Source organism: Streptomyces sp. NBC_01463 (genome assembly GCA_036227345.1).
Taxonomy (GTDB): Bacteria; Actinomycetota; Actinomycetes; order Streptomycetales; family Streptomycetaceae; genus Streptomyces.
This window is the reverse complement of record CP109468.1, coordinates 3,889,292-3,901,156: the sequence shown is the minus strand read 5'-3', so window position 1 is coordinate 3,901,156 and position 11,865 is coordinate 3,889,292. Positions and strand designations below refer to the sequence as shown.

General features: G+C 71.4%; 14 protein-coding genes. 4 read left to right on the top strand and 10 right to left on the bottom strand.

The genetic code is table 11. From position 1 onward, the window contains the following. Nucleotides 1–101: 101 nt before the first annotated feature. Entirely contained in the window at nucleotides 102–776 is a 675-nt protein-coding gene (locus OG521_17240) for a TetR/AcrR family transcriptional regulator (protein WUW22443.1), read from the top strand. A gap of 68 nt (nucleotides 777–844) precedes the next feature. Further along, complete coding sequence (locus OG521_17235; GenBank protein ID WUW26711.1) at nucleotides 845–1,438, top strand: helix-turn-helix transcriptional regulator; 594 nt, start codon at nucleotides 845–847, stop codon at nucleotides 1,436–1,438. Here the strand turns inward: OG521_17235 and OG521_17230 are convergent. Then, on the bottom strand, nucleotides 1,374–2,141 hold the full coding sequence (locus OG521_17230; protein WUW22442.1) for a GDSL-type esterase/lipase family protein: 768 nt from the start codon (nucleotides 2,139–2,141) through the stop codon (nucleotides 1,374–1,376). The two genes, OG521_17235 and OG521_17230, sit on opposite strands and share 65 nt — an antisense overlap. 58 nt (nucleotides 2,142–2,199) lie before the next feature. Here OG521_17230 and OG521_17225 point away from each other — a divergent pair, with 58 nt between their 5' ends. Then, nucleotides 2,200–3,198: an esterase-like activity of phytase family protein gene (locus OG521_17225; protein ID WUW22441.1), complete on the top strand. Its 999-nt coding sequence runs from the start codon at nucleotides 2,200–2,202 to the stop codon at nucleotides 3,196–3,198. 26 nt (nucleotides 3,199–3,224) lie between these two features. On the opposite strand, the gene OG521_17220 is transcribed toward OG521_17225, so the two are convergent. After that, nucleotides 3,225–3,620 carry a PPOX class F420-dependent oxidoreductase gene (locus OG521_17220; GenBank protein WUW22440.1) on the bottom strand — a complete coding sequence of 132 codons (396 nt, stop codon included), beginning with the start codon at nucleotides 3,618–3,620 and terminating at the stop codon, nucleotides 3,225–3,227. 102 nt (nucleotides 3,621–3,722) lie between these two features. Between OG521_17220 and OG521_17215 the strand changes: the two genes are divergently transcribed. After that, nucleotides 3,723–4,265 carry a GNAT family N-acetyltransferase gene (locus OG521_17215; protein WUW22439.1) on the top strand — a complete coding sequence of 181 codons (543 nt, stop codon included), beginning with the start codon at nucleotides 3,723–3,725 and terminating at the stop codon, nucleotides 4,263–4,265. Here OG521_17215 and OG521_17210 read toward each other — a convergent pair. From OG521_17210 to OG521_17175, 8 genes are all read right to left on the bottom strand, one after another. Continuing rightward, nucleotides 4,245–4,910, bottom strand: a complete 666-nt coding sequence (locus tag OG521_17210) for a Uma2 family endonuclease (protein WUW22438.1) — start codon at nucleotides 4,908–4,910, stop codon at nucleotides 4,245–4,247. The genes OG521_17215 and OG521_17210 overlap by 21 nt on opposite strands. A gap of 150 nt (nucleotides 4,911–5,060) precedes the next feature. Beyond that, the gene (serC, locus tag OG521_17205) at nucleotides 5,061–6,179 is read right to left on the bottom strand and encodes a phosphoserine transaminase (GenBank protein WUW22437.1); all 1,119 of its coding nucleotides are present in this window, start codon (nucleotides 6,177–6,179) and stop codon (nucleotides 5,061–5,063) included. 105 nt (nucleotides 6,180–6,284) lie between these two features. Beyond that, the gene (locus OG521_17200; protein ID WUW22436.1) at nucleotides 6,285–7,493 is read right to left on the bottom strand and encodes a cytochrome P450; all 1,209 of its coding nucleotides are present in this window, start codon (nucleotides 7,491–7,493) and stop codon (nucleotides 6,285–6,287) included. Next, nucleotides 7,490–8,755 (bottom strand): cytochrome P450, encoded by a 1,266-nt coding sequence (locus OG521_17195; protein WUW22435.1) that lies wholly within the window; start codon nucleotides 8,753–8,755, stop codon nucleotides 7,490–7,492. The genes OG521_17200 and OG521_17195 overlap by 4 nt, the downstream gene beginning before the upstream one ends. Then, nucleotides 8,752–9,402, bottom strand: a complete 651-nt coding sequence (locus OG521_17190; protein WUW22434.1) for an ATP/GTP-binding protein — start codon at nucleotides 9,400–9,402, stop codon at nucleotides 8,752–8,754. Before OG521_17190 ends, OG521_17195 begins: the two co-directional genes overlap by 4 nt. Further along, nucleotides 9,383–9,748, bottom strand: a complete 366-nt coding sequence (locus tag OG521_17185) for a DUF742 domain-containing protein (GenBank protein WUW22433.1) — start codon at nucleotides 9,746–9,748, stop codon at nucleotides 9,383–9,385. Before OG521_17185 ends, OG521_17190 begins: the two co-directional genes overlap by 20 nt. Then, nucleotides 9,745–10,173 (bottom strand): roadblock/LC7 domain-containing protein, encoded by a 429-nt coding sequence (locus tag OG521_17180; GenBank protein ID WUW22432.1) that lies wholly within the window; start codon nucleotides 10,171–10,173, stop codon nucleotides 9,745–9,747. The genes OG521_17185 and OG521_17180 overlap by 4 nt, the downstream gene beginning before the upstream one ends. Beyond that, entirely contained in the window at nucleotides 10,170–11,657 is a 1,488-nt protein-coding gene (locus OG521_17175; GenBank protein ID WUW22431.1) for an ATP-binding protein, read from the bottom strand. The genes OG521_17180 and OG521_17175 overlap by 4 nt, the downstream gene beginning before the upstream one ends. Between the last annotated feature and the right edge of the window lie 208 nt (nucleotides 11,658–11,865).

Below are 11,865 nucleotides of genomic sequence, written 5' to 3'. Positions count from 1 at the left end.
GGCGGTTCCGCCGTCGGTGCGGTGGAGCGAGGAGAGTGGACCGGGGGCCCGGGGACTCGGGGGCCCGGGGGCCCGGGGGCCGGACGGACTGAGGAGGACCGGTGGTGGATGTGGCAGTGGAGCTGTGGAACGGAGCGAGGGCGGCGCGGGAACCCGGCGGGGTGCGCGCACAACTCATGGCGGCCGGGCGCACGTTGTTCGCCGTGTACGGCTATGCCCATACCTCCGTCCAGGACCTGTGCGCCGCGGCGCACGTGGAAGTGCGGGACTTCTACCGCGAGTTCGCGTCGCGCGAGGCCCTGCTCGTCGATCTGTACGACGACGTCGCGACCCGCGGGATGCGGGCGTCCGAGGTGGAGCTGACCGCCGAGGGCATGGAGACGTGTCCGACCGAGGAGCGGGTCCGCAGGCTCTTCGACGCCTACGTCCGGGCCGTCACGCGGGACCCGCAGGAGGCGCGGGTCGCGTTCGTCGAGGTGCTCGGGGTGAGCCGGGAGATGGACGAGCACCTCACGATGTGGCGGTCGGTGTGGACGGAGTTCCTGACGCAGGAGGCCGAGCGCGCCAGGGGGCGCGGTCACGGGGTCGACGGTGACCTCGACGTGGTGGTGAAGGTGCTGACCCGGTCCGTCGACGAGCTCCTCGCGCATCACGGCCGCCGGCCGCGCCAGGTGCCGCCCGCCTGGCTGACCAGTGAGTTCACCCGGCTGTCCATGGCCATGATCGGACCGGCGGACGGGTCGGCGGCCGGGGTGGCGGACGCCGTCTCCGGTTGACAACACCGCTTGCCGGGTCGGCAAATGGAACCATGGCAGCGGATGAGGCAGGCACAGAAGACAGCGCGATGGGGGACGACGAGCTCACGTCCGTCCTGACCGGCGTCGGGCCCCGGCTGCGCGCGCTGCGCACCGAGCGCGGGACGACGCTGGCGCAGCTGAGCGAGACGACCGGGATCTCGCTCAGCACGCTGTCCCGGCTGGAGTCCGGCGGCCGCAAACCCACCCTGGAACTGCTGCTCCCGCTGGCCAAGGCGTACGGGGTGCAGCTGGACGAGCTGGTCGGCGCCCCGGACACCGGGGACCCGAGGGTGACGTTCCGGCCGTTCAAGCGGCACGGCATGACGTTCGTGCCGCTGACCCGGCACCTCAGCGGGGTGAACGCGTACAAGCAGGTGATGCCCGGCGCGACGGGCACGGAGGGGCCCGTCGAACAGCGGGTGCACGAGGGCTACGAGTGGCTGTACGTGCTCTCGGGGCGGCTGCGGCTGGTGCTTGGTGAGCACGATCTCGTGCTCACGGCGGGAGAGGTCGCCGAGTTCGACACGCACACCCCGCACTGGTGGGGTGCCGCCGGGCCGGAACCGGTGGAGTTCCTCAGCCTGTTCGGACCGCAGGGCGAGCGGATGCACGTACGGGCGAAGCCGACGGGGAAGGGATGAGGGGGCGGCCCGCCGCCGGTTCGGCGGGTGCGTACGGACCGCCCAGGCCCCACGCCTGGTGCATCGCGTCGGCGTAGGCGGCCGCGAGCCGGTGTTCGCCGGACGGGCCGGGGTGCGTGCCGTCGTACGTGTCCGTGTGGATGTCGTAGCCCGGCGGGCGCGAGGCGAGCAGGAGCGGGGACATCGGCTCGTCCAGGTCGGCGACCGTCTTGGCGAGCAGTTCGTTGAAGCGGGCGCACTCGGCGGCGAAGGGGGCGTCGGACTCGGCGCGGATGTTCGGTATGACGGGGAGCAGCACGCATCTGATGTGCGGGTTCGCCGTGCGGGCCGCGCTGAGGAAGGCGCGGGCGTTCAGCGCGGTCTGCTCGCTGTCCGTGTAGAAGCCGAGGTCTATCAGGCCGAGCGAGACGAGCAGGACGTCCGCCCGGTGGGCGGCGACCGTGTCCGCGATGACGGGGGCCATGTGCAGCCAGCCCTCGCCCCAGCCGGCCAGGTGGCGGCGGGCTTCGGCGGGGAAGCCGGGGACCGCGTACGCGGTCGAGACGGGCGTGCCCGTATCGGTGTCGTGCAGCGTGGTGCGCGGGCCGACGAGCGCGTACGGACCGTCGTGGGCCGCTTCGAGGTGCTGCCACAGGCGGTAGCGCCACGTGAAGTCGCCGGCGCGCCCGATGGTCATGGAATCGCCGACGCACATGAAACGCATGGCGCCATCATGGCGGATCATGGCTCCGGCCTGCGACGTGACGATGGACACTTGTGCCATGCGTTCGTACCGACTGACCGTTCTCGCCGCCGCCGCGCTCCTGTCCTTCGCGGCGGCCGCGCCCGCCGTGGCCGACGACGGGGAAGCCGACCGGAGCTTCACGATCGAGGATCCGCGGATCACCGAGTCCAGCGGCCTGGCGGCCAGCCGCGCCCACCCGGGGATCTACTGGACGCACAACGACAGCGACGACGGGCCGTACGTCTTCGCCGTCGACTCCCGCACCGGGAAGACCGTCGCGCGGATCACGATGAAGGGTGTGGGCGCGCCCCGGGACGTCGAGGCGATCTCGCTCGGACCCGACGGGAACCTGTACGTCGGTGACATCGGCGACAACCTGAACGGCAGCTGGGACCACGTCTGGATCTACCGCTTCCCCGAGCCGAAGGAGCTCCGGGACGCGACGGTCCGGGCCACGCAGTTCGACGTGACGTACGCCGACGGCCCGCGCAACGCCGAGGCGCTGATGGTCCACCCGAAGACCGGCCGGGTGTACATCGCGTCGAAGAACGAGGACGGCGGCGGGCTGTACGAGGGCCCCGCGAAGCTCACGACCGGCGGGAACAACGTGTTCCGGCGGGTCGGGGAGGTGCCGTGGGTGACGGACGGGGCGTTCTCGCCCGACGGCAAGGAGCTGGTGCTGCGCTCGTACTTCAGCGCGCGCGGCTGGGCGTTCGCGAACGGCAGGCTCGGCAAGGACTACCCGGTCCAGGCCCCGCTGCTGCCGCAGGCCGAGTCGGTGACGTACACGGCGGACGGTTCGGCGCTGATGTACGGCTCCGAGGGGGAGCAGAGCAGCGTCGAGCGGGTGGACCTGAAGAAGGCCGGGGACGACGGGCCCGCGCGGGCCGGTGGCACGTCCCCGTCGTCCGGCGGGGCGGGTGGTTCCGGGGACGGGAGCGGAGTGCCGGTGAAGGGCACCACGCTGACCGGGGTCGCCGTGCTTGCCGGGATCGGGCTGCTGCTGTTCCTGGGCAGGCGCCGCAGCCGGCGCTGACTTGCCCCGGTGGCGCGACCCGAGGGTCACGTTTCGAGCGGGCGGACCTCGTAGTGCAAGGTGCGGTCGCGCTTGATCCGGTGGGCGAGCGGGACGAGGACGCCGTGCATGACGGGGTACTTGCGGGACAGCATCCGGGCGGCGTGCGTGTTCTCCCTCGAGCCTGCCTGGAGGAGCCGGGCGTGCGCGGCGATCTGCGGTCCCGTAGGCCTGCCGCGCACCGTGCAGGGGCCGATGCGCACGGTGGGATGGTTGCGCATCCGCTCCACCTTCCACGCCGACGAGAACGTACGGATGAAGGCGTGGTCGCCCTCGACGGCGATGTTCACGGGGGTGTCGGCCTGCGTCCCGTCCTGGCGCCGCGTGCTGAGCAGGACGGCGTACTGCTTCACGAACGGCCTCAGCTCGGGAATCGTCTCCATACCTTCCATGGTCCGCCGCCCGGGCGTCGTGCTCATCCGCGCGGAAGTTGTCGAACGTGTGTTTCGGAGGTGGTGGCGGGCGCGGCATAGGGTGGCAGGCCTATGACGACCGACAACGGGCCCACGCCCTTCGCCACCACTCGCCTCGACGCACTGCCCCTGCGGGTGGCGTACGCGGACGAGATGGCCCGCGTGCTCGCCGATCCGGCCCTGCACACCTTCACCGGGGGTGCCCCGGAGGACGCGGACGCCCTGCGGGCCCGTTACGAACGGCAGACGGCCGGATCGCCGGACCCGGCCGAGCTGTGGTGGAACTGGGTGCTGCGGGTCCGGGACGAGGACCGCCTGGCGGGCTATGTGCAGGCGTCGGTGCGCGGCTCGCGCGCGGAGATCGCCTGGGTGACCGGGGCCGAGTGGCAGGGGCGGGGGTACGCCAAAGAGGCGGCGCGGGGTCTCGTCGCGCACCTGTTGGGCGGGGGAGCGGTCCGTACGGTCATCGCCCACATCCATCCCGAGCACGCCGCGTCCGCCGCGGTGGCCGCGGCGGCGGGGCTCATGCCAACCGGCGAGTGGGAGGACGGCGAGGAACGGTGGTGTCGGGACACCCCGGCGAGCTCCGTGTCCTCAATCGCCGGACGGGCTTGAATCGGCGGACGGGCTTGAATCGGCAGACTGGCTCGATTTCGCCCTGCCGGCCCCGATCAGTTCGGCGACGTCGAGGGTGACCTCGGCTCCGATCGACTCGGGAAGCGGGGCCTGCTGGCCGGGGGCGTACACCTCGTGGCGGTCATAGGTACCGCCGACGGGTTCCGTCAGGACGTGGACCCGGCTGTGCTTGCGGTCGAGGATCACGTAGACGGGGATCTTTGCCTCGGCGTACACCGCGACCTTGTGCCGCAGGTCGCCCTTGTAGTTGCTGGAGGTGACCTCCAGGACCAGGCGGAAGACGGCCGGGTCGTAGCAGTTGTTGTCGAGTCTGTGCGCGTCGAGATCGGCGTCGACGAGGGCGAGGTCGGGGATGGCGTAGTCCTCGGGACCGCCCGGCAGCCAGAGGCCGATGCCCTGGAGGACGACCGAGTCCCCGTCGTCGAGTCCGGCCGCGATGAACGGCCGCATGAGCTTGGTCAGGGCGCGGGCGTGCGGGCCGTCCGGGGATGGGGCCACGGTGATGACGCCTCCGATGATCTCGACGCGACGACCGGGAAGCTGCTCCGCGAGCTCGTTGGCTTCTTCGAGCAACGACAGCTCCGGCTCGTCTTCACAGGGGTGCTCGACTGCTGCTGCAGACATTGCGGGCCTCCTGGAATGGCTGGTGTCGAGAGCATCATCGTAGGACGGTACGGCCGCAGGCCCCGGCTCTGGCATATGCCACTCGGTCGAGTGAAGCAGAAACGGCCCTGCTCACCTCGCGGTGCGCAGGGCCGTTCCGGAACGTACGGACTACAGCTTCTCGATCACGTAGTCGATGCACGCCGTCAGCGCCTGCACGTCCGACGGGTCGATCGCCGGGAACATCGCCACGCGCAGCTGGTTGCGGCCCAGCTTGCGGTAAGGCTCCGTGTCGACGATGCCGTTGGCGCGGAGCACCTTGGCCACCGCGGCGGCGTCGATCTCGTCCGCGAAGTCGATCGTGCCGATGACCTGCGAGCGCTTGGCCGCGTCCGTGACGAACGGGGTCGCGTACTTCGACTCCTCGGCCCAGCCGTACAGGTGGCCGGAGGAGGCGGCCGTGCGGCCGGTGGTGAAGTCCAGGCCGCCCTGGGTGTTCATCCAGGTCAGCTGCTCGTTCAGGAGGAACAGCGTGGCGAGCGCCGGGGTGTTGTACGTCTGGTTCTTCAGGGAGTTGTCGATCGCCGTCGGCAGTGAGAAGAACTCCGGGACGTGCCGGCCGGAGGCGTGGACGCGGGCCGCGCGCTCCAGGGCCGCCGGGGAGAAGACGCCGATCCACAGGCCGCCGTCGGAGGCGAAGGACTTCTGCGGGGCGAAGTAGTAGACGTCCGTCTCGGTGATGTCGACGGGCAGACCGCCCGCGCCGGAGGTGGCGTCCACCAGGACCAGGGAGCCCTCGTCGGCGCCCGCGACGCGCTTGACCGGCGCCGCGACACCGGTCGAGGTCTCGTTGTGGGTGAAGGCGTAGACGTCGACGCCCGCCTCGGCCTTCGGGTCCGGGTGGGTGCCCGGGTCGGAGGCGATGACGGTCGGGTCGGCGAGCCACGGGGCGAGCTTGGCGGCCTTCGCGAACTTCGAGGAGAACTCGCCGAAGTTCAGGTGCTGGGACTTCGACTCGATCAGGCCGTGCGTCGCGACGTCCCAGAAGGCGGTGGAGCCGCCGTTGCCCAGGATCACCTCGTAGCCCTCGGGGAGGGAGAAGAGGTCGCGCACGCCGTCACGTACCGCGCCGACCAGGTTCTTCACCGGAGCCTGGCGGTGGGACGTACCGAGAAGAGAGGTGCCGGTGGCGGCCAGCGCGTCGAGCGCCTCCGTCCGCACCTTGGAAGGACCGGCGCCGAAGCGTCCGTCGGCGGGCTTGATGTCAGCGGGAATCTGGATGTCGGCCACGAGTCGGAGCGTAGCCGCTCGGTGCGGCGGCCACGCACCCTGTCCGTCGGATGAGACAGGGGATCCGACTCGTGGACCTTGGATGTACGTCCGTACGGGGCCGGTTCAGCCCAGTTCGACCGGCAGGTCGTACAGGTCGTTCTGGGTGACGATCGGCTTGTTCCGCAGCTCGGAGGCCGGTACGGCGAGCTCCAGCTCCGGGAAGCGCTCGTACAGGGCGGGGAGTGCGACCCCCGCCTCCAGGCGCGAGAGCGCCGCGCCCGGGCAGACGTGCGGGCCGTGGCCGAAGGCGATGTGGCGGTTGGGGGTGCGGGTCGCGTCGAACTCACCGGCCGTCGGGCCGTACTGCGCCTCGTCCCGGCCCAGCGCGCCGAACGACACGATCAGGGCCTCACCCTTGGGGAGGACCTTCTCCCCGACCGTCACGTCCTCCGTCGCGAACCGGATCAGGACGTGCGAGGTCGGGGTGTTCCAGCGCAGCGTCTCCTCGATCACGCTCTCCCACGGCAGCGCGCCGGAGAGGACCTGCTTGCGCTGCTCGGGGTGGGTCTCGAGCGCGACCACGGCGTTCACGATCAGGCTGATCGTGGTCTCGTGGCCCGCGGCGATGATCAGCTGGAGGGTGTTGACGATCTCCTCGTTGCTGAGGTGGTCGCCGTCCTCGGAGGCCGCGATCAGGGCGCTCGTCAGGTCGTCGCCCGGCTCGGCCCGCTTCGCGTCGACGATCTTCGTGAAGAGCGTGCCGAGGTCCGCCATCATCTGCGGGACCTCCTCCGGCGGCGTCTGCGTCGAGAAGAACTTCTCGAAGAGCTCCTTGAGCCGCGGGTGGTCGGCGCCGTCCACGCCCATCAGCTCGCTGATCACGTTCATCGGCAGCGGGTAGGCGAACTCCGCCTTCAGGTCGACCTTCTCGCCCTTGGGCAGCGCCGCGAGCCGGTCCAGGCTCGCGGTCGTCAGCGCCTCGATGCCCGCGCGCAGCCGCTCCACCCGCTTCACGGTGAGCGCCTGCGCGACCAGGGTGCGCAGCCGGCGGTGGTCGGCGCCGTCCACGGTCAGCATGGAGCGGCCCGGGTTGGCCAGGCCGATCAGCGGCCAGTCCATCGGGATCTCGCCGCGCTGCCAGGCACCCCAGACGTTGATGTCCTTCACGATCCGGGAGTCGGTCAGCAGCTGCCGGGCCTCCGCGTGGTGGGTGACCGCGTAGCAGTGCACCCCGCCGGGCAGCTCCACCTCGGCGAGCGGGCCCGCGGCGCGCAGTGCGGCGCTCTCGCCGTCGAGGTCGGCGACGAAGGGGTCGAGGGCGATCCGGGTCATATCTGGCCTCCGATGGCGGATCCTGTGGCGGGGGTGGGCGTGAAGGCGACGGGCAGGTCCGTCAGGCCCCGCAGCCACGGGGAGGGGCGTCGGGTGAGCTGTTCGGCGGGGACGTCGAGGTCGATGTCCGGGAGGCGGTCCAGCAGGACCTCGATGCCGGTACGGGCGATGACCTCGGCGGTCTCCTGGGCCGGGAACGGGCAGCGGTGCTCGCCGTGGCCGAAGGAGAGGAACGCGTTGTTCCCACCGGTCAGCGCCGAGCCGTCGGTGCGCACCTGCGGGTCGGCGTTGGCGGCGGCGAAGCCGAGGACCAGCAGGTCGCCCGCCTGGATGTGACGGCCCCCGAGGTGGGTGTCGCGGGCGGTCCAGCGCCCCGCGATGTTCTGCGTCGGGGTGTCCTCCCACAGGACCTCGTTCATCGCCTCGGCGACGCTGTGCCGGCCGCCGGAGAGCGAGGCGGCGAACCGGTCGTCGGTCAGCATCAGCCGCAGGGAGTTGCCCATCCAGTCCGCGGTCGGCTGGTGGCCGGCGGCCATCATGACCATGAGGTCCTGGGCGACCTCCTCGTCCGTGAAGCCGCCGGGGTCGGCCAGCATCCGGGTCGCGACGTCGTCGGCGGGCTCGGCGTGCTTGTCGGCCAGCAGCTGGAACATCGACGTGCCGAGGTGCTGCTGGCCTGCCAGGGCGCGTTCCCGGCCGTCGATCATGTCGTTGATCGAGCCGACGAGCGCGTCGCCGGTCTCGTCGCTGAATCCGTAGATCCGCGCCAGCACCCGGGCGGGGAGCAGCATCGCGTACTCGGCGATGATGTCGACCGCGCCCTTGGAGCAGAACCGGTCGATGAGTTCGTCGGCGAACTCCTCCGCGTACCGCTTGAGGGCGAACGGGTCGACGGCCTCCAGGGCGTTGCTGATCATCGCGGCGCGCTCGACGTGCCGGGGGCCGACCGTGTAGAGGATCGACGGCTGCTTGCGGCCGATCATGGGCAGCAGCGGCCAGTCGTCGGGGATGTGCTCCCACTGGCTCCACAGGTCGGAGTCGCGGCTGAACAGCACCGGGTCGCTGGTGACCTGGTGCAGTTCGCGGTAGCCGAGGACCAGCCAGGCCGGGATGCCGCCGTCCAGCACGATGGGGGCGACGGCGCCGTGGTCGCGGCGCATCTCCCGGTACAGCTGGGTGGGTTCGGTCTGGAACCGCGGACCCGACAGCGGTACGCGGTCGTGTGCCGGGCAGCCCGGGGGCGGTTCGGGGGGCTGGGTCACGGGGTGGGCTCCGGGGTCTTCTCCGGAGTGGTGTCCGGACGGGCGGCTGCGGAGGAGCTGACCTTGCCCCGGGAGAGGGCGTAGAGGTGCTCCACCAGCGTGATCAGGACGTACTTGCTGGAGGACCGGTCCCGGGCGTCGCACTCCACGAGCGGCACGTCGTCCGAGAGGTCGAGCGCCTCACGGATCTGCTGCTCGGTGTGGAGCGGGCCGCCGAAGTCGTTGCACGCGACGATGAACGGCGTGCCGTGGTGTTCCAGCCGGTCGATGGCGTACCAGGAGTCGGCGAGGCGCCGGGTGTCGACGAGGACGACCGCGCCCAGCGTCCCGGAGAACAGCCGGTCCCACAGGAACCAGAAGCGCTCCTGGCCGGGTGCGCCGAAGAGGTAGAGGACCGAGCGCGCGTCGAGCGTGATCCGGCCGAAGTCGAAGGCGACGGTCGTGGACGACTTCGACTGCACCCCGTCGAGGTGGTCGACGGCCTCGCCCGCGCGGGTCATCGTCTCCTCCGTGTTGAGCGGACGGATCTCGCTCACGGATCGGACCATGGTGGTCTTGCCGACCCCGAAGCCACCGACGACGACTATCTTCAGTCCGTTGTCGGCCGTGGCCTGCAGGGCGGCACGGTCAGAGGTTGCGGAGTCCAACGAGCACCTGTTCCAGGATGTCGGGGTCGGGGAGCCGGTCCGCGACACGGGCGGTACGGGGGTGGCGGGCGCTGATCCGGCCGGTGTCGAGCAGATCGCACAGCAGGATGCGCACGATGCTGACGGGCAGGTTCAGTCCGGCGGCGAGTTCGACGACCGCGGTGGGCCGTTCGCACATCCGCAGGATCGTGACGTGCTCCGACTGCATGCCGGGGGCCGGCTCGCACTCGGAGACCACCAGCGTCACCAGGTCGAAGGCGGCCGAATCGGACCGGCTGCGGCCACCGGTGAGGGTGTACAGCCGGTCCGGGTCGTCGTCCCGGCCGGGGCGGGGGCGGGGAGTCATACGGCCGCGGTTTCGGAGGCTTCGGCGGGCTCGCGCGGCGGGGCGACGAGGTGCTCGCCGAGCTGCTCCACGAGCTCGCTCATGTTGTGGCCGACGAGGCCGACGTCGGCGTCCTCGGACGCGACGACGGCGAGGTGGGCGCCGGCGCCCGCCTCCACGATGAACAGCACGCCGCCGTAGAACTCGGCCATCGCGGAACGTACGCCGCCGGTGCCGTCACCGAACTCGACGGACGCGCCGTGCGAGAGGCTCTGGATCCCGGCCGAGATCGCGGCCAGCTGGTCCGCCTGGTCGACGGAGAGCTCGGGGGTACGGCACAGCTTGAGGCCGTCCCTGGACAGCACGAGGGCGTGACGGGCGCCGGGGGTGCGCTCAAGGAGCCCCTCCAGCAGCCAGTTGAGCTTCTCGTCGGTGGTCGCGGTCATCGGGTGTTGCCTTCCGGGTGCGGGGAGTTGGGCCGTACGGCCTGGCGGAAGCTGCTGAAGCGGGCTGCCTGGGCCTTGGGGTCGGCGGTACGGGGCCGGGGGGTGGTGCCGTCCGCGGTCTCGGCGTCCGACGCGTCGGACGCCGCCCGGGCACGGGACTCGGCGGCGGCCAGGGTGCGGCCGCGCGAGCGCTTGGGCAGTCCGCTGTCGCCGAACCGGGGGAGTCCGCCGGTCGTGTCCGAGCCGGAGTCGGAGCGCAGGGGCTCCGGGGAGCGGGACGCGTCGGGGGACGTGTCCGGGGTGCCGGTGCGGTCGGCTCCGGAGGCGTGGACCGGCTCGGGCTCGCGCGGCGCGGGGATCACGGGGCCGGCGGCGGGCTCGGGGGCCGGCATCGGGGTGCGGGTGATGATCTCCTGCGGGAGCATCATCAGCGCGCCCGTGCCGCCGCGGGCGGAGGGCCGGAACGAGACGGTCAGTCCGTGCTTGCGGGCCAGCCGGCCGACGACGGCGAGGCCGAGCCGGGTGCCGGAGAGGCCGGTCAGGTCCTGGTTGACGGCGGAGACGGCGCGTTCGGCGCGGCGCAGCTGCACATCGCTCATGACGAGACCGCTGTCCTCGACGGTCAGCACGATGCCGGCCGGGACCTCCTCCACGTACACATGGACCTCGGCGGTGGGCGGCGAGAAGTTCGCGGCGTTGTCGAGGAGTTCGGCGAGTGCGTGCATGACGCCCTCGGCGGCGTGACCGGCGATGGCGACATCGCTGGTGGAGTGGAGACGGATCCGCTGGTATCCGCTGATCCGGCCCATCGCGCCGCGCAGGATGGACTCCATCACGATCGGCTTCGCCCAGCGCCGCCCGGAGCGGGCGCCGGTCAGCACGGCGATGGAGTCGGCCAGCCGGCCCGCCTGGGCGGTGCGGTGGTCCAGGTGCAGCAGATCGCCCAGGACGTCCTCGGCGGAGTGGCGGTGTTCCATGTCGCGCAGGTCGGCGAGCATGCTCGTCGCCAGTGCCTGCATCCGGCCCGCGGCGTTGGCGCAGGCGGCGACGGCGGCGGAGCGCTCGGTCTCACTGCGGGAGACGCGGGCCTTGAGCTTCGCGTTCTCCTTGGTGAGCCGCTCGGTTCCGGCCGCGGACTCCGCGACGACGCGGGCCGTCTCGGTGGCCGCTGCGGCCTTGATCCGGGCGGTCTCGGCGGTGAACCGCTGGGCGTCGGCGGCGGACGCCGACACCATCCGCGAGGTCTCGGCGGTGAACCGGCCGCTTTCGGCCGCGAGGAGCTCCCGCAGCCGGCGGGCCGTGGCGCGGGCGTGGACGGCGGTGGCGACGGCGGCGGAGAGCAGCACGGCGGCGGCGCTCGCCCCCCAGGCCACTGCGGTCCTGGCCGATTCGGGGGCGGCGGCGGCCGCCCACAGACACAGGGATCCGGTGAGGGCCACGGTGACCAGCAGGGCCAGTGCGGTCGGCCGGGTTGAGGGGCGCAATCGGAGTCCTTGGGGGGCGGACGGTGACGGATGGGACGGTTCGGGCGAGTCGGTACTGCGTCGAGCAAATGCGACAACTGGAACAGAAGATTCCCAGACAAGTCTCGGTCACTATATGAGAATTGACGATCTGTTTGGGAAGAACTTGTGGTGCTCTCTGTTTCGTTTATGTTCGCGAGTCCGACGTAATCCGACGTATTGACGTAAT